The 16,187-nt window shown below is 57.8% G+C and carries 15 protein-coding genes; 4 read left to right on the plus strand and 11 right to left on the minus strand.

The features are described 5' to 3' along the window. Positions 1-21: 21 nt before the first annotated feature. From JNM28_03540 to JNM28_03550, 3 genes are all read right to left on the minus strand, one after another. Positions 22-1,470, minus strand: coding sequence for a hypothetical protein (locus JNM28_03540; GenBank protein MBL8067498.1), 1,449 nt, complete (start codon positions 1,468-1,470; stop codon positions 22-24). A 250-nt stretch (positions 1,471-1,720) separates the two neighbouring features. Then, positions 1,721-4,588: a S9 family peptidase gene (locus JNM28_03545; protein ID MBL8067499.1), complete on the minus strand. Its 2,868-nt coding sequence runs from the start codon at positions 4,586-4,588 to the stop codon at positions 1,721-1,723. A gap of 78 nt (positions 4,589-4,666) precedes the next feature. Then, positions 4,667-5,044: a DUF4870 domain-containing protein gene (locus tag JNM28_03550; protein ID MBL8067500.1), complete on the minus strand. Its 378-nt coding sequence runs from the start codon at positions 5,042-5,044 to the stop codon at positions 4,667-4,669. A gap of 80 nt (positions 5,045-5,124) precedes the next feature. Between JNM28_03550 and JNM28_03555 the strand changes: the two genes are divergently transcribed. Next, positions 5,125-5,973, plus strand: a complete 849-nt coding sequence (locus JNM28_03555) for a polyphosphate kinase 2 family protein (GenBank protein MBL8067501.1) — start codon at positions 5,125-5,127, stop codon at positions 5,971-5,973. Between the two features lie 34 nt (positions 5,974-6,007). Here the strand turns inward: JNM28_03555 and JNM28_03560 are convergent, their stop codons facing one another. From JNM28_03560 to JNM28_03575, 4 genes are read right to left on the minus strand one after another with little or no spacing between them, the layout of a single operon-like run. Further along, positions 6,008-7,402, minus strand: coding sequence for an MBL fold metallo-hydrolase (locus JNM28_03560; protein ID MBL8067502.1), 1,395 nt, complete (start codon positions 7,400-7,402; stop codon positions 6,008-6,010). After that, positions 7,399-7,944: a rhodanese-like domain-containing protein gene (locus tag JNM28_03565; GenBank protein ID MBL8067503.1), complete on the minus strand. Its 546-nt coding sequence runs from the start codon at positions 7,942-7,944 to the stop codon at positions 7,399-7,401. The genes JNM28_03560 and JNM28_03565 overlap by 4 nt, the downstream gene beginning before the upstream one ends. Positions 7,945-7,984: 40 nt before the next feature. After that, entirely contained in the window at positions 7,985-8,797 is an 813-nt protein-coding gene (locus JNM28_03570) for a sulfite exporter TauE/SafE family protein (GenBank protein MBL8067504.1), read from the minus strand. A 43-nt stretch (positions 8,798-8,840) separates the two neighbouring features. Further along, complete coding sequence (locus tag JNM28_03575) at positions 8,841-9,752, minus strand: prepilin-type N-terminal cleavage/methylation domain-containing protein (GenBank protein ID MBL8067505.1); 912 nt, start codon at positions 9,750-9,752, stop codon at positions 8,841-8,843. A 106-nt stretch (positions 9,753-9,858) separates the two neighbouring features. Between JNM28_03575 and JNM28_03580 the strand changes: the two genes are divergently transcribed. Further along, complete coding sequence (locus tag JNM28_03580; protein ID MBL8067506.1) at positions 9,859-10,896, plus strand: beta-lactamase family protein; 1,038 nt, start codon at positions 9,859-9,861, stop codon at positions 10,894-10,896. Here the strand turns inward: JNM28_03580 and JNM28_03585 are convergent. Genes JNM28_03585 through JNM28_03595 form a run of 3 tightly spaced genes read right to left on the minus strand, consistent with a single transcriptional unit; the run spans position 10,869 to position 12,555 of the window. Further along, positions 10,869-11,372: a sigma-70 family RNA polymerase sigma factor gene (locus tag JNM28_03585; protein ID MBL8067507.1), complete on the minus strand. Its 504-nt coding sequence runs from the start codon at positions 11,370-11,372 to the stop codon at positions 10,869-10,871. The two genes, JNM28_03580 and JNM28_03585, sit on opposite strands and share 28 nt — an antisense overlap. Next, positions 11,353-11,880, minus strand: a complete 528-nt coding sequence (locus JNM28_03590) for a hypothetical protein (protein ID MBL8067508.1) — start codon at positions 11,878-11,880, stop codon at positions 11,353-11,355. The genes JNM28_03585 and JNM28_03590 overlap by 20 nt, the downstream gene beginning before the upstream one ends. Positions 11,881-11,889: 9 nt before the next feature. Continuing rightward, positions 11,890-12,555 carry a hypothetical protein gene (locus tag JNM28_03595; GenBank protein MBL8067509.1) on the minus strand — a complete coding sequence of 222 codons (666 nt, stop codon included), beginning with the start codon at positions 12,553-12,555 and terminating at the stop codon, positions 11,890-11,892. Between the two features lie 59 nt (positions 12,556-12,614). Between JNM28_03595 and acs the strand changes: the two genes are divergently transcribed. Both acs and JNM28_03605 read left to right on the plus strand, forming a co-directional pair. Next, on the plus strand, positions 12,615-14,585 hold the full coding sequence (gene acs, locus JNM28_03600) for an acetate--CoA ligase (protein ID MBL8067510.1): 1,971 nt from the start codon (positions 12,615-12,617) through the stop codon (positions 14,583-14,585). Positions 14,586-14,670: 85 nt separating this feature from the next. Next, positions 14,671-15,456 carry a hypothetical protein gene (locus tag JNM28_03605; protein ID MBL8067511.1) on the plus strand — a complete coding sequence of 262 codons (786 nt, stop codon included), beginning with the start codon at positions 14,671-14,673 and terminating at the stop codon, positions 15,454-15,456. Positions 15,457-15,843: 387 nt separating this feature from the next. Here the strand turns inward: JNM28_03605 and JNM28_03610 are convergent, their stop codons facing one another. Next, positions 15,844-16,161, minus strand: a complete 318-nt coding sequence (locus JNM28_03610) for a hypothetical protein (GenBank protein ID MBL8067512.1) — start codon at positions 16,159-16,161, stop codon at positions 15,844-15,846. Positions 16,162-16,187: the final 26 nt, after the last annotated feature.

Genomic DNA, 16,187 nt, shown 5'->3' on the forward strand with positions numbered 1-16,187 from the left:
CTAGGTTAGCGTTTCTGGAAATCAGGCAACGGTTTCCGTGTTGGGACTTTTCCGCAGATCAGATGCAATCAATGCCGCGACGAGGGTGAAGGCGCCCGCAAAAATCACCCCTCCGTGGATCCAGGTTAAGAATGCCATTGGCATGGCGAGAACGATGATGGGAAGAGGGATGATCTTGGACTTCAAAATTCTTGCGCTTAACAAAATCGCTATCCCGACACCAAGCAGGGCGGCCACTAACAAAGACATGTAGGGAGTGAGGGCCGGGATGACGGCAAAGCCAAGGGATTGAAAAAGCAAAACCCCTAAAATGGTAGCAAGCGGAAGTCTTTGGTAGAGCAATATTCCGGCTAGAACGACAATCATTATTGGCGAAAAACCGAGCACTTTTGCAACAAGAAATCCGGTTCCATCATTCGCAGGGAATGAGATGCCAAGGCTAGATGCACTGAGTACATTTTGTAGCTGCCAGGTTTTTGTTGATCCCGTTCCACCTTGCGGCAAAGACGCCCCTTCAGTCACCTTGTAAGTCATATTGGAGATGAAGCTCAGCTTGAAGTCTCTAATGAGGCGTCGGTCGCTAGCTAGGCCGTAGACAAGTTTCCGCGAACCTTGAGTGCGGTAGGCAACGCGGGCATCTAATTCTTGCCCACCGGGCACGTCACCTTCCCAAACTAGCCAGCCGTTTTCGTCGGGCTCGATCACTTTTTCGTTGCCCACGGTCAGGCTGAAATCCGAAAGGGGCCCTTGCTGGTCTGGCTGGGGAAAAGTGAACCGCATCCTCTGCGTTTGGGACTGGTTGTTCTTGAATGTGTACGTCGCATCAAAATCCATATTGAATGCGCGGACGGCCGGTTTGGAGTCTGGGAGCCGATTGGCGCGGATGGTAACAGTTGCTGACTCAAATGGCAATGGCTCTTCGTCATCGCGCACAACTGTCCGAGTGACAAAGAGCTCGTTTCCGCTTCGTTTGAATTCATCTTTAAGCTCTTTGACATTGTCTGCCGAGGGATCGCCTAAGTAAGGGGCAAGAATCGAAGTCCCGTATTGTCCGATTTGATCAAAGACATCGCTGGGGAGGCGCAGAGTCCGAGAATACGACTTTTGAACGCGATTTACGATGGTCGGGCCCGACTGGTAGAGTGGCCCAACGTCTTGAGCGATGCGACCTTGGGATGATTGAGACAGCTCAGCTTGTGATCGCGCTTCAAAGATGTCATTGACGGAGTCAAGGATCCGGCACGACACCATGACTGTCAGGGCAATGGCGACGAATGTGCCAGCCCATTGAGTCCATGGCGCGATTGAAGCCTTCAGCCGTTCTGCAACTTCTTGCCTTTGGGAGTTGATCCAGATCCATCCGATGATAATGGCTGCAGCAACGATTGATCCGGGGAGGGAGACACGGCTGAAAAAGTCCAGGAGATCTGTTGCGATTTCTGTTAGCGCTTTGCTGAGCCCAGTGCCCATCACTGACCATGCCCTTGTGCGGCAACCCAAACCGCCCGTGTAGTAGACGGCCCATATCGCCGCCAGTTTCTGGGAATTCAATGCTTCCGCTGAGGCGCGGATGCGCCCAGAGTGGAGTTGTGGACGTTCGTGGGCCACCGCGCTTGGCTAATTAAGGCCTGTAAACGGCGCCGTCATTCCCAGGTGTCGGAACTTGACAACTATCCGGGTTTCCCATTTCCGTTGCCGAAAATGGGAAACCCGTTGCCGGCTAAGGAACCACGGTTGGCTCGGGTGCGGGGGCACCAGAACCGGATCCTGCCGGTTCAAATCCGTAAGTCCCCTTCTTGGTGGCTGGGATTCCTTCTTTCATCCACACGGGCATGGGCTCACCTTTGAGGTAGTAGCCGAAGAATTGACCGAGCCGCACGGAAAGGTCTTTGCGGTTTTTGCGCTGGATGAGGTTGTGGTCTTCGTTGTTGTAGACCAGCATCCACACGGGCTTTTTGAGTCTCCAGAGGGCGGTGAAAAACTCGATGCCTTGGGTGTAGGGCACCGAACCGTCTTTGTCGTTGTTCATCATCAGCAACGGGGTTTGGACCTTGTCGGCAAAGAAGATCGGCGAGTTTTCAATGTAGCGGAGAGGATATTCCCACGGCGTCCCTCCGATGCGCGACTGCCCCCCTTCGTATTGCATCTGCCGCACCAGTCCGCTTCCGTAGCGGATGCCGCCATAGGCACTGACCATGTTGCTGACCGCGGCACCGGCACCGGCGGCGGCAAACATATTGGTTTCGGTTACCAAATAGGCAACTTGGTAGCCGCCCCAAGATTGGCCTTGGATGCCAAGTTTTTTACGGTCGACATTTCCCATTTCCACCACATGGTTGACCCCACTGACGATACAACTCATGGCCCCTTCGCCGGGATACCCAGTCTTATAGGTCACATCGGGGACGAACACGAAGTAGCCGTTGCTGACAAACCAGGCAATGTTGATGACGCTGGCACTGGGACCGGGGGTTTGGTATTGGTTGAGCGAATCCGATTCCAACTCATAGAAGTAGGTGATCATCGGATACTCTTTTGTGGGGTCGAAATTGTCGGGCCGGTAGAGTTTGCCTTGCAGCCGTTGGCCATCAAGGCTGGTCCAGTTGACGAGTTGGACTGTCGGCCAAACGTAATCGGCGGTTTGCGGGTTGGCGTCGCTGAACCGTTTGGCATTGGCCAGGTCAGCGTCTGAGCTCACATAGACGTCGCGGTAGTCTTTGACCGTCTCGCGTTGGAAGAAGAAGACTTCGGCATTGCGCGCCCTTTGCAGGTTGCCAAAGAGGGCATCTTCCATGAAAAGCACCCTTGGCGACTTGAAGGCATCGAATGTCCCACGGGCTATGCCGTCCTGTTTGGAAGTGGTGTCAAAAACCGAGAAGTAGCGCATCACGGACGGATCGATGTATTCCAGTTCCGGGTCAACGGCATCGAACCGGACGACCCTCCGCCAGTTGCGCCCATATCCGCCGGTGACGCATTTGGCTTGGTCGCCGTTGGTCAGGTTGACAGCCCAGATGTCGAACTCGTCGTAGACAAAGGCGATGCTGTCGTCTTTGGTGTATCCGGCAACGCCGTAGGGCCCTCCCCCGGTCGGGTGGTCATCGTTGATGTCGAAAATCGGGAACGGGACACGGTCGCTGTAGGCTCTTGAGTCCCCAGTTGCCGGATCCATGACCATGGAAAGTTTGGATTGCAGGTCAAAGAGCATAATCCAACGTCCGGTGGGTGAGAATGAGGCGGAGAGGTAGCTGTCGTCGGCGATTTGGAAGAGTTGCCCGGTTTTGATGTTGAGCCGGCCGACATAAGCCGGCACGGCGCCAGCCCCGGAGAACTTGTCTTCGTTGACCAAGCCGTAATCCCCGTTGAGGTTGCGGGGCATCGTGACATCGGGATGGGCCAAGGTTTCAATCTGGTACACCCGTTTGTCTTTGAGATCGTAGATGGCGGAGTAGGTGCGATTTTTCTCGGCGTTCACCCGCAGCAACTGCTCGGGTTGCAGGGCCTTGTCCGTCCAGCTCCACACGTCGAGTTCGGCTTTGTCGGATGTGTCGGCCGGGGCCGGCTTCTCATCGGTTTTGGGTTTGGGCACAGTGCTGAATTCAATTCGATCCCCAGCTTTGCTCCAGCGCAAGGTTGAAGATTTGTTGATCATCCATCCTTCGGGCATTCCGGCATCCCCGGCTGTTGCCACTTTGTGGAGGTTCTTGCCATCGGTGCCGGCCACAAAAATTGAGTGGGAAGGCTCCTTTCCCCGATAGTCGTCGATATCGCAGAGGATGGCGACCTGCTTGTCGTCTTCGGAGACGGCGATGCGGCGGTATTGGGCCAGACCCTCCATGACCGGTGTCGATTTTTCATTGCCAAGATCCAGGGCAAACACGCCGTGGCCGGTCAGCCCTTCGGGCGTTGACGTGTAGTAAAGCCGCGTACCCGTTTCGTTGAACTGGCTGAGCCCGATGTTGTCCAACTTGATCTCTTTGCCAGATTTGAGGTTGCGCAGGACGATTGTGGCCCCGTTGCCGTGCCCGGCGACTTTTTTGTCTTCAGGCTTTTGCGGAGCGGCCGGCGGTTGTTGGGAATCGGTTTCCGGTTTGGCGGCTGGCTTCGGCTCTTCCTTCTTGGGCGGCTCGGGCCGGTAAAGGATCCAGTCGCCTCCCTTGGGTGCGAGGGAGAACGAGGTGATTTTTTCAAGTCGGGTTTCTTGCCCCGTCGCCAGGTTGAGGATAAGCAGAGAGTTTTTGGGACGGTCTTCGGTCGGGACTTTCTTTTCGGTTGCTTCTTTGAGTTCTTTGGCTGTGGGGGTAATGGTGGCGATGGCGTATTGCGAATCGGCTGAGAACTGGATGTTTTGGCCACGCTCGAACTTGTAGGACTTGGAGCCGTTGGTGGCTTTGATTTCAAAGGTGTTGTCGCCTTCTTGCGGGCTGATTGTGAATGCGATCCAAGCCCCGTTATCAGACAGGCGGGTTCCGACCAGCGACTTCCACGAGTCGTACACATCGTGGGTGAGAACCTTTTTTTGTGCAACGGCGGGGAGCGATGCCGCGACCAGGAGTGCGGCGATGAGGGGAAGGGTTGACAGACGCATAGCGGTTGACCGCCAAATCGGCGGTTTTCCGATCTTACCAAAACCCTGTGCCAGGACAGCAGATTGTTTAGATGCCGCTTAGACGCCGATCGATTTGCGGGCGTAATCGCCGGCAACCGGGAGCATGTACCACTGGCCTTCGTTGGCTTTGATCCCAGCCATGATCATGAGCACAAGAGCGCCGATCCCCGCGATCAGGCCGATGGGGACGGTTACCAAGGCCCCAATCCCGCACGAGATGGCGGTGATGATTCCCAGCACGATCCCAACGGCCCAAACCACGCCGTGGAGGATCAGAGACTGGAGAGCGTGGAACCCGATGAATTTAGATTGGTCCTTTTTGGTGAGGTAGAGCACGAGGGGGACGATAAATCCAAGCCCAGTGAAGAGGGCCAACACGGCACCCCCGATGTGCGCGATCATCGCCATTTGTCTTTCTTCTGCGGTCGGTTCCATAGTGCTTCTTGAATCCTTACGGAATGAGAGTGTGACAGGATTCGGTGGCGATCTGTCCTCTAGTGGCAAAATATCGTGCAATGTCCAATCACAATGGGGAGTGGGTTGTCAAGCCCGATCCCGGCTTTAAGCTGTCGGGTTCGCCCACAACCGCGCCGGATTCGGCGGTGAAGATTGATGTGCGTGCCGAGACCCAAAAGCTCGGCGAGCGGATGGAAGAACTGTTCGACCTGATGTTCTTTGCCGGGACGAACTCGCTTTTGATTGTTTTGCAGGGGATGGATGCGGCGGGCAAAGATGGGACGATCCGGCATATCCTGAGCTTTTGCCATGCCCAGAGTTGCCGGGTGGCAAGTTTCAAGGTGCCGACCCCCCCGGAGCTGGCGCACGACTTTTTGTGGCGGTGCCATGCGCAAACTCCCGGGAAGGGCGAGATCACGATCTTCAACCGCTCGCACTATGAAGATGTCGGGGTTGTACGGGTTCACAACCTTGTCCCCGAAGAGGTTTGGCGCAAGCGGTATGGCCATATCAATGACTTCGAGAAGATGCTCGCCGAAAATGGCACGATTATCCTCAAAGTGTTTTTGCATGTGAGCAAAGAGGAACAGGAAACGAGGCTGCTCGAACGGGAGAACGACCCGAATGCGTCCTGGAAGCTTAGCGTCGGCGATTGGAAAGAGCGGGAACACTGGGATGGCTACCAGCACGCTTACAGCGAGGCGATCGGCCGGTGCTGCTCCAAAGAGGCTCCCTGGCTTGTCGTTCCGGCTGATAAGAAATGGTGGCGCGACCGGATCGTCACCGAAGCGATCGTTAAACTCTTGGAGCCCTTTGAAAGGGGGTGGCGGTCCCGCCTGGAGGAGGTCGGGGCCAAAGCCAAGGCCGAATTGGCTGAATTCCGAGCCGGGCAAGCCCCCGGCCCTTGATCGTTTGGGCGCGGGGGCTTGCTGGCCAGATCGTTTAGACGCAGGCGGTTTCGGGTAAGGCCAAGTTGAATCCAAGGAACCCATCTTGGACATTCACCAGGTTCTGGTGGCCCATCCGCTCGAGCACACTGATAGCCACCGGCGACCGGGTGCCGCCTTGGCAATGGACGAAAGTTTTTGCGTCGAAGCGGATTTTGTCCTTGTTCTTTGCCATGTACCCCATCGGGATGTGGGTGCTTTCCGGGTGGTGGTGGAGTACATATTCCCCAAGGCCGCGGATGTCGAGCAGGGAGCCTTCTTCGATAGCGCAACTGCCTGCAGGGACACTTGGTGTGGATCTGAGTTCCATTCCTGCACCGGGGAACGCGGCCAATGCCTTTTCAGTAAAAAATCCAACCACATGGTCGAGGCCGATCATTCTCAGGTCTTTGACGGCTTGGCGGGCATCGTCTGCATCCAAGGCGATCAAGACGATGGGGCTGTCATAAGGCACAAACCACCCGGCCCAAGTGGTAAAGCCCTGGGCGGCGACAGGGGCATGCAGGGAACCCGTGACGTGGTTGCCCAGATAGTTGATGCTCGGCCGGACATCGAGGATGACGGCATCTTTGGCCAAAGTTGGGTCGGTGAGTTGCGCGGGGACGACCCGGTTGCGGAAGCTGGCGGCCTTCATTTTGTTCCGCATCTTCATTTGTGCAAAGTAGACCGGGGGTTCCGGTTGGCCGGCAAGGACGTCTTTGACGAACTCTTCTTCGGTGTTGTGCCGCAGGCCCCAGTTCGAAAGTTTTTCGTAGCCGAGGCTGCTGACTGGCGAACCCCCCAACGATTTGCCGCAGGCCGACCCGGCGCCGTGTGCGGGCCAAATCAGGATGCTGTCGGGCAGGCTTTTGAACCGCTCCAAGGTGTGGAACAACCGGCGGGCACCCGGTTCGGCCGTCCCCATGATCCCGGCAGCCTCTTCCAGGAGGTCGGGCCTTCCGACGTCGCCGACAAAAACGAGGTCCCCCGTGAAGGCTGCCACGGGTTCGGATGATGTGGCTTCGTCGGTCAGGATGTGGGTGATGTGTTCTGGGGTGTGGCCCGGCGTGTGCCAGATATCGAAGCGGAGGGCGCCGATTCGGAAGGAGTCGCCTTCTTTGAGCAACGTCGCCTTGATGGCCGGGTCGTACTTCCAATCGGCATCCCCTTCATCGCTGAACAGGAGCTCGGCACCTGTGACTTCGGCCAATTCTTGGGAACCGCTGAGGTAATCGGCGTGGATGTGGGTTTCCGTGACTTTGGTGATGCGCAACCCTTCGGCCTGGGCGGCTTGGATGTATTGGTCAAGGTCGCGGTTGGCATCGATGATGCAGGCTTCGCCGGCGCCAGGGCACCCGACGAGGTAGCTGGCATGGGCGAGTTTTTCGTCGTAGAAGCGTTTGAGGATCATGATTGTTGTACCTTTTGGTTAAATTTGTCTGATCTTGCGGGTTTGTTCCAAGGCATTTTGGCGAGGATGAAAGCCATGCCGCAGATATCGGTGAGTCCGGCGAACGTGAGTCCGGCCCCGACAAACGCGGCAAGTCCGAACCAGCCGGGGTGGACGGCGAATCCGAGCGAAACGCCGGTGAGTACGAGGACACCGGCCCCCAACCGGACTTGGCGGTCGAGAGACCACCGGGTTTGGGTGCTGGAGACGACGGGCCGGTTCGCCTGAACCCATGCGTTGGTGCCGCCGTCCAAAACTTTAAGGTCAGGGTGTCGATCTTGGATCAGCTCGCAGGTGATGCCCGCGCGCTGCCCGGATTGACAGACGAGGACGACACTGGTTTCTCCCAAATCGGCAAGCCGGGATTCGATTTGATCCATGGGGATGTTCACTGCTCCCGGGATGTGCCCGGCGGCAAATTCGCCTGGGCTCCGCACGTCGATCAGTGTCGGCTTTGCGTTTCCTTGGGCAAGAGTGTCGAGTTGTTCCAATGAAATGTTCATGGCGTCTTATCTGGGGAGAGGCGTCGGCTTTGGAAAGGATTCAGCCGGTGTGGGCCTTCTTGACCACGAGTTCTTGCACGAGTATGAACACCCCGGTCACCAGCACGAAATAGCCAAATGCCGGTTTGAGTTTGGCCGGGTTGACTTTTGATTTGAACTGCGTTCCCGTGACCAGGCCGGCCACGGCGACAGCAGTCAGCCCGATTGAGAAAGGCCAATCGACATGGGTGTTGCCAATGGCCCCCGTGAAACCGATCAGCGACTGTGCGGCAATGATGGCGAGTGACGTTGGGATGGCTAACGGCATCGGCAAGCCAAGGGTTTGGTTAAGGGCGGGGACGATGAGGAACCCCCCTCCGGCCCCCAAATATCCGGCGACCATGCCGACAAACAACCCGATCATGGAAGTCTTTGCCAGTTCTGCCAAAGTTAGTGAACCATTTGGTTTAGAATCACCGGCCAAGCCGGCCTTTTCTGGCCGGACCATGCGGTAGGCGACAACCAGCATCAAAGCCGCAAATAGCACAAGGAGGAACGTGTCGCGGCTCAGGGGCCCAACCATGTGTGGCGTGGCGGGCAGCAACACCTTGCGGGCCAGGAACGCCCCCAGGGAGCTCGGAAGGGCGAAGGTGAGGGCCGTCTTTATCTGAACGCTCTTGAAGGCACCCGAGGCAAAGAGGCCGATCAATGTGGAAAGGCCCACGACGAGGAGGGAGAGGCCGGTGGATTGTTCGGCTGAGAACAGGAACAGGTAGACGAGCACAGGGACGATGAGGATGGAGCCGCCGCCGCCCAGGAGGCCGAGCACAAACCCGACGGCAAAGGTGGCCGCCCACCCGGAGGCGTTGAGCATAAACCCTAAGAGCCGGAATGCCGGTGATTCGATTCAGCGGGGCCTATTCGATGACTCCCGGTTCGTTCCCGAAATCGAAATCGGGCCGGAACAGGTAGCTGTGGCACTGGTACTGATCCGACCATCGGCTAACCGGTTGGTTGGTCCCGTTGTAACTGGCAAACGGGTCTTTGAGCCGATTGGTGTTGCCGGTCGAATACACGCCGATTTTGACCCATTTGGCATGGGAATCGGCATAGGTGAAGATGATTCCCCCCATGTGTAGGTCGTAGCCAAGATTGCGCGAATTGAGGCTAAGGAACGAGGAGTTCCCGTTGCCGCTGTTGATGGGGCACCCAGGGGTTGGGGGACGGTAGCTGCAAACTTGGGTCGTGTCGTAACAGAACATCGGGGGATTTGCAAAGGCCCACCCGGTCAAAGAGGCACGGCCCCGCCCGTTCCACAGCACGGGGAGTTGCGAGGGGGCGGTCACGGCGGTGTGGCTGTAGCCGTTGAGGTTGCCGTTGTAAGTGTAACTGATGTTAGGGGCCGAGCTTGGGGGGACTGCTCCCGGATAGGGGCTGGAGGTCACCGCCACCGGCACGCTGTTGGAATCGTAGAGCAGCTGGTAGTTCTTGGTGTAGGGGTAGGTGTTGGTTGCCCAAGAGCTTTCAAAAGCCGCCCTTGTCAAGGCATTAGTTGGCGTGTACCAAGATCCCGCGGGATTGAGGACGCCGTGGTTGTATTGCGCCGGGTTCGCCGGGTTCGGCGCATAGGTGATCGGCAAGACATCGTCGTAATCAGAAATGTAGATGTGCACGGCGGTGGCGATCTGCTTGAGGTTGCTGACGCTCGTGATTTTTTTGGCCGCCGCCTTTGCTTGGGCAAAGACGGGGAAAAGGATGGCGGCAAGGATCGCGATGATCGCGATCACAACCAACAGTTCAATCAGGGTAAAGGCGGAGCGGCTATTCATTGTCGGAGACTGATACGATCCAATATAGCCGAACTTGGCCGGCCAATGTGAAACTGAGTTGAGAATGCCGGGCAATGGAGTGAATTCCCGGTCAAAATGGGGGCTGATGCCCCGCTTGCACATGGTTTTTGCCTTCGTCTTGGCGATAGGTTCCGCCCTGGCTCTCGCGGATCCTGTCGACGACTTTGTGGCCCAAAGGATGGCCGCAGACCATCTGCCGGGAGTTGTTTTTGCCGTCATTGACCCCAAAGGCAATGTGGCAACGCGGGAATACGGCTTTGCGAATTTGGAAAAGCAGGAAAAGTTCACCGTCAACAGCGTTCACCGGATTGCAAGCCTGAGCAAGCAGATGTGCAGCTATGTGGCGCTCTGCTTGGAAAAGGAGGGGAAGTTGAGCCTGGATGACGAAGTGCTGAAGTGGTTCCCCCAAGGGCCGGAAAGCTGGCGTGGGATGCGGGTCCGGCACTTGATGGGCCACACGAGCGGCATCCCCGATCCCGAGGGGTTCGACTATGCCAAGGAATACACGCTTGACGCCTATGTCGCCTTGGTTGGCAAAGACCCGCTAGAGACGGCTCCCGGAACGAAGTTCCGATACAACAATTACGCCTATGGGCTTTTGGGGGCCCTGGTGGAAAAGGCTGGGGGTTCGCCGTTGCCCGTGCTGGCAAAGAAACTGATCTTCGACCCGGTTGGCATGACGGGGACGGGCTATTACACCAAAGGCACGGCCTACCCCCACGAAGTCATTGGATATCGTTGGCAGGACGGTCGGTTCGTCATCCCGACCCGTGAACGCCCCCAGATGTTCAACGGGAGCGGCGGCGTGCATTCCACTCTGGGCGACATGGTCAAATATGAGTTGGCTTTACGATCTGGAAGGCTAGACCGGTCGATCTTGGACCAACAATGGACGCCATCATTCCCCAATGCGGGCAACTATGGATTCGGCTGGTATGTGGATCCCGGAGCGCTCCGCCACACCGGGACGACGTTTGGTTACACATCCGCCTATTACCGGGAGCGGCCGGACGGTTGGGCAGTGATCCTGTTCCGAAATTCGGATACGGGCAGCCAAATGGAGATGGCGTTGGCGGTTTTAGACCTTTGGAAGGCTCAAGTTTCCGCACAGTCCAAACAGTGATCGAGGGCCTTGCGGATTCTTGCCCGGGCCCGGTGGAGCCGGGATTTCATGGCGGCAACCGATATCCCAAGTCGCTGGGCAGTCTCCTCTCCGGACATCCCTTGAAGATCCCGCAGTTCAAAGACGGGTCGTTCATCGGGTGAGAGAACATTGAGGGCATTGTGGACTTTTGCCACCAGTTCGTTGGTTTCAAAGTCGGGTTCTTCCGAAACAGCGGGATGGCGGTCGGCAAGTTCGACGAGCGGAAGGAGGGATTCTTTCTTTTTGATACGGCCGCACACTCGGCGGCCAATGACGGCAAGCCAGGCCTGGAACCGCTCTTTATCCTCAAGGTTTTCGTAGTGCCGGTAGGCATTGAGGATGGCCTCGACCAAGACGTCCTCGGCATCTTCCCGGTTGCCGCAAACGCGCAGCATTTGCCGGTAAACGGCATCTTTGTGCCGGCGCAGCTGGGATTCAAACTTTTCGTCCGTCATCGGGATTCCCAGGTGCATCGATGTTCGCGTTCGCGGCCAAGAAATTTTGAATGTGGTCTGGCGTGAGGATCACCACATTGGGTCGGGCGACTTTGTGAAAGGTGTCGTGGTCGGTGTCGGACAAGGTACCGTCGGCATGGAATTCGGCCAGCAGCTTGGCGATGACGGAAGACGGAGTTGGATAGTGGGTGCCGACATCAACCCACAGTCCCGGTTGCTTCCCATCGCTGAAATAGGCGACGGCGGAAACAAAGATCTCATCAGGCGGCCGGTTTTCCGAGGCGGTGCTCCACGCGCCGTTGTGGCAGCTGTGCCCAAGGGCCTGCAGGGCTGCGGCCACTTCGCCGATGGGGGCATTGTGGCGGCAACAGTAGATTGCTTTTGATTCTTCGTCCCGCACGGTGAGGACGGTGGATTTGCCTTCACGGGCCAAATAAACCCTTGTTCCCCGGGGCCAGCGGTCTTGGAGTTCGGCAAGGAATCCGTCCCAGTCGGTTAGGAGTTGCATCCTGGTTGATTATGCCTCGACAACAGCGTTGGCCGGACCATCGCGAAGGGCGGCTTTCCAGGTAATGCCGAAACGGTCAACATGGCAAGTCCGGCCAGCAAAGAACGCGGCGAGCGCATCGGGATCCGGGGCGGCGGCGGCATCGGCAAAGAAGGCAGGGCCATGGGGGAGCCCCGCTTCGATGACGATTCGGACATGGTTCGAATCGATGGTCCACCCCCCGGGGGTGTGAGTCGCCGGTTCTCCCAAAAGTTCGGCATAGTAGGCGGCGGCTTTGGCACCCTCGTGCAAGTGCAGCGCGATTTTGGCAGGGACGGCCGCCACCCTGTCCATCTGGTCGATCCAATCCTTGGTGGGTTGGCCTTGGTGGATGTTCCAGGCGATGCCGAACCGATCGGTGACGAGGTTGAGTTTGGATTCCCCGTTCCAGGCTTGCTCTTGGCATCCGAATGCCCTGAGCAGGGCCCTTGCCGAAGCAAGGTCTTTGGTGAGGAGTTCGAGAATGGGCGGTTGACGTTGGCCCGGGTCAACATAAAACGAGAGGAACCCGGCTTCGAGCCGGAGTCCTTCGGCATCGGCTGTCTGCTGCATTCCGAACAGCCTCGCGTATTCGGCGACCATCTCCCCCGGGCTGGGGGTGGTCAAGCCGATGCAAGGACTGATGCAGAAAGCCATCCTGGGTTCGATGATATCCAAATCGGCATGCTGGTAAAACAATTGGGAGTGAGAACCTGATGTCTGAGACGATAGACAGCCTGCTGACCGAGAGCCGAAAATTCCCGCCGCCACCTGAATTTGCCGCGGCCGCCAACGCCAGCGACCCCGGAATCTATGGGGAGGCGGATTCTGACTGGCAGGGTTGGTGGACCGGTTGGGCAGAAAAGCTGGACTGGTTTTCCAAGTGGGAAACCGTTTGCGTTTGGGATCAACCGTTCTCGCAATGGTTTGTCGGGGGCAAGGTCAACGCCTGCCACAACGCGGTCGACCGCCATGTGCTCAGGGGCAATGGGGGCAAAACAGCTTGGATCGCCGAAGGCGAACCGGGCGACATCCGGGTTTTCACCTATGCCGATGTGCACCGCGAAGTCCAGAAGGTCGCCAATGCCTTGAAGGCGCTGGGGATCGGCAAGGGGGATCGCGTTTGCATTTACATGGGTCAGGGCCCGGAATTGTGTTTGGCGATGCTTGCCTGCGCCCGCATTGGCGCAATCCACTCGGTGATCTTTGGCGGATTCAGCGCCAAGTCGATTTGCGAGCGCGCCAACGACGCCCAAGCCAAGGCGATTGTCACGGCCGATGGCCTGTGGCGCCGGGGCAAGGTAATCGGCCTTAAGAAAATTGTCGATGAGGCGCTGGAAATGGGTTGCCCCACGGTTGAAAAGGTGCTGGTCCACCAACGGGTCGGCGCGGAGGGCCCGGAACAATCCAATTGGAAGGAGGGCCGGGACATCCGTTGGGGAGAAGCTGTCGACCCCCAACCTGCCGACTGCCCCTGCGAGCCTATGGATTCTGAGGATGTTCTTTTCATCCTCTACACCAGCGGATCGACGGGCAAACCCAAGGGAATCGTGCACACCACAGGCGGATACCTGACCGGGACGATGGCGACCAGCAAGCTAGTTTTTGATTACAAAGATTCCGATGTCTACTGGTGCACGGCCGATTGCGGTTGGATCACGGGGCACAGCTATGTGGTTTATGGCCCCATGTGCAACGGGGTGACCCAAATCCTCTACGAAGGAGCGCCTGACACGCCTGACAAAGACCGGTTTTGGCGGATCGTGGAACGCCACAGGGCCACCATTCTTTACACGGCACCGACTGCGATCCGGACATTCATGAAATGGGGCGAGGAGTTCCCCCAACGGTGCGACCTGGGCTCGCTGCGTTTGTTGGGTTCGGTCGGGGAACCGATCAACCCAGAAGCATGGATTTGGTACCACGAGTTCATCGGTGGCGGCCGGTGCCCCATCGTGGACACATGGTGGCAAACCGAGACGGGGGCGATCATGATCACACCCTTGCCGGGGATCACGGTGACCAAACCCGGGAGTGCAGGCCGGCCCTTTCCTGGAATTTCCGCTTCCATTTACAACGAGGCGGGAGACGACCTCTTGGCCACCCACGGGGCGCCGGTGGGAGGATTCCTGGTTTTGAAAAGGCCGTGGCCCAGCATGTTGCGTGGGATTTGGGGGGACAACGAGCGTTACCGCCAAGTCTATTGGAGCAAATTCTCCGATGCTTACTTTGCGGGCGACGGGGCCAAGGTCGACGCTGATGGCGACTTTTGGCTTTTGGGGCGCGTGGACGACATCATGCTCGTGAGCGGCCACAATATCTCGACAATGGAGGTCGAGAGCGCCCTGGTTGACCACCATGCGGTGGCCGAAAGCGCGGTGATCGGCAAGGCCCACGAGATCAAGGGGCAATCGGTTGCGGCCTTCGTGATCCTCAAATCGCACGTTGAGGCCAGCGATGCCCTGAACATGGAACTCCGGGCCCACGTGGCCGAAAAGATCGGGTCGCTGGCCCGGCCCGACGACCTTTACTTCACAGCCGATCTCCCAAAGACTCGGAGTGGGAAAATCATGCGCCGGTTGCTGCGGGACATTGCGGAAGGCCGTGTCCTGGGGGATGTCACCACTCTGGCCGATCCGGCGGTTGTGGCCGCTTTAAAAGAGCAACACGACGAGAAGGAAGGATAATCCCGGCTGGATTGCGGGGCCCCGCCATGGCATGGTACGGAACAAACCTTCCATGCGAGGGACACAAGTTTTAGCGGGTCTGGCCATGGTCGGCGTGATCGGGATCCTGTTGGCTTACCCGGCGGGGGCCAAAGCCTCGCCGCAACTGACAATGGCGACGGGCGTCGGGATTGCACCCCAATCCAACACCGGATTTATGCCGGGCGCGCGCCGGGCGATTGACACGGCCAAATCGGATAAGAAGGAAGCCGACGCCAAAACCAAGGAGCTGAACGGCCTCATGGACGACGAAGACAAGTCCAAGGGCCCCGACCTCAGCAATTTGCCGGACAAAGTCTATTCTGCGGCAGAACTGATCGTCGGTGTTTCCAGCAAGGGCGACACCCCGTTCAAAGGGTCTTTGGTCAAGGCCGAAGGGGTTGTGGTCAAAACAGAGCCCGGCAACGGCTTTGTGACGGTGTTCCTTGGTGCACCCAATGCAAATGCCAAGTCACCCATTTTCGCCTTCCGAGTGCCGGGGAACCCGGTTTTCGAGCTAGGCAAAGTCGTTTCCCTCGAAGGCAAGTTTGAAGGTCGGACGCGGGTAGAAGGGATCCCGGTGGACGTCTATGTCGCCTCCTCGCAAGGCTTGTCTGCGACGCCGACATCGGAAGGCACCCCCAAAGAACCCGATGCTCCTTTCGGCGGATGGAAGTTTGTCGGATCGGTGGAATCAGAAGAGGGTGCGACCGCAGTCTTCGTCAAAGAAAAGGAAGTGCTTTATGCGCAGCCTGGCGACTTTTTGACGGATGACGTCAAGCTGGTCAAAGTGAAATCCGGCGAAGCGACCTTGCGCGACAAGGGCCAGATTTCGACCATTAGCCCCTGGTGACCCAGGTTCCCAGATTCAAAAACTTTGAGCCACCCGTGAGGTTTTTCCTCCGGGTGGCTTTTTTGGCACAGGCCGTGCCTTAAGAGTAAGTGGGCTCAGGAGAGCTTTAACTCAACTCCGACAGAGACGGCGGGCGGCGGCCTGGTTCGCCGCCGTCCCGCCGCACTTCCGGCCGAGGCCCTTTAGGCGCAGCAGCACTGGCAGGTGCATTCGCCGCCAGTTTTGCAACCGCAATGGTCTTGGTCGGTGCAATTGCAGGTGCAAGTGCAGTTTTCGCAGGTGCAATTAGGGTTGCAGCAACAGTTTTTTGTTTCGTTTGTGTTCATTGTTCTTTCTCATCGTGAACTGTCTTGGCCCTCCGGTTTCAGGGCGAAATCCGATCTGGTGTCAGAGCGGCGGCCCCCTGGGTGCGCCGACTTTGGCGACACTTTTGGCCCAATAAACGACGCTGGTAGGTGTTGATGTCCGGCAAGTAGCCGGGGCCAGCGAATTGGGACTTGCAAGAGTGCGCGCCTCGCTTTCATTGGCAATCCGGACTTCGGCTTGGCCGCATGGGCACGCCGGCCCGCAGTGGCACGGGTTACAACGGCATAGGTCTTGCTGGCACAGCGCAAGGGGAGCCGCGGCAATTGGGCCCATTAGGGCAATGACCGTGCAACAAACGGCAAGCCGCTTGGCGATCCGGGCAGCGATTTCCGCGACCATGCTTCGTTTGAGTTTAAGCCAAGAAC

Source organism: Armatimonadota bacterium, from assembly GCA_016789105.1.
Classification (GTDB): Bacteria; Armatimonadota; Fimbriimonadia; order Fimbriimonadales; family Fimbriimonadaceae; genus UphvI-Ar2.

Coding starts and splice junctions, on each gene's coding strand:
- JNM28_03540 (MBL8067498.1), bottom strand. CDS start 1,470: ATGGGCACTGGGCTCAGCAAAGCGCTAACAGAAATCGCAACAGATCTC.
- JNM28_03545 (MBL8067499.1), bottom strand. CDS start 4,588: ATGCGTCTGTCAACCCTTCCCCTCATCGCCGCACTCCTGGTCGCGGCA.
- JNM28_03550 (MBL8067500.1), bottom strand. CDS start 5,044: ATGGAACCGACCGCAGAAGAAAGACAAATGGCGATGATCGCGCACATC.
- JNM28_03555 (MBL8067501.1), top strand. CDS start 5,125: ATGTCCAATCACAATGGGGAGTGGGTTGTCAAGCCCGATCCCGGCTTT.
- JNM28_03560 (MBL8067502.1), bottom strand. CDS start 7,402: ATGATCCTCAAACGCTTCTACGACGAAAAACTCGCCCATGCCAGCTAC.
- JNM28_03565 (MBL8067503.1), bottom strand. CDS start 7,944: ATGAACATTTCATTGGAACAACTCGACACTCTTGCCCAAGGAAACGCA.
- JNM28_03570 (MBL8067504.1), bottom strand. CDS start 8,797: ATGCTCAACGCCTCCGGGTGGGCGGCCACCTTTGCCGTCGGGTTTGTG.
- JNM28_03575 (MBL8067505.1), bottom strand. CDS start 9,752: ATGAATAGCCGCTCCGCCTTTACCCTGATTGAACTGTTGGTTGTGATC.
- JNM28_03580 (MBL8067506.1), top strand. CDS start 9,859: ATGCCCCGCTTGCACATGGTTTTTGCCTTCGTCTTGGCGATAGGTTCC.
- JNM28_03585 (MBL8067507.1), bottom strand. CDS start 11,372: ATGACGGACGAAAAGTTTGAATCCCAGCTGCGCCGGCACAAAGATGCC.
- JNM28_03590 (MBL8067508.1), bottom strand. CDS start 11,880: ATGCAACTCCTAACCGACTGGGACGGATTCCTTGCCGAACTCCAAGAC.
- JNM28_03595 (MBL8067509.1), bottom strand. CDS start 12,555: ATGGCTTTCTGCATCAGTCCTTGCATCGGCTTGACCACCCCCAGCCCG.
- acs (MBL8067510.1), top strand. CDS start 12,615: ATGTCTGAGACGATAGACAGCCTGCTGACCGAGAGCCGAAAATTCCCG.
- JNM28_03605 (MBL8067511.1), top strand. CDS start 14,671: ATGGTCGGCGTGATCGGGATCCTGTTGGCTTACCCGGCGGGGGCCAAA.
- JNM28_03610 (MBL8067512.1), bottom strand. CDS start 16,161: ATGGTCGCGGAAATCGCTGCCCGGATCGCCAAGCGGCTTGCCGTTTGT.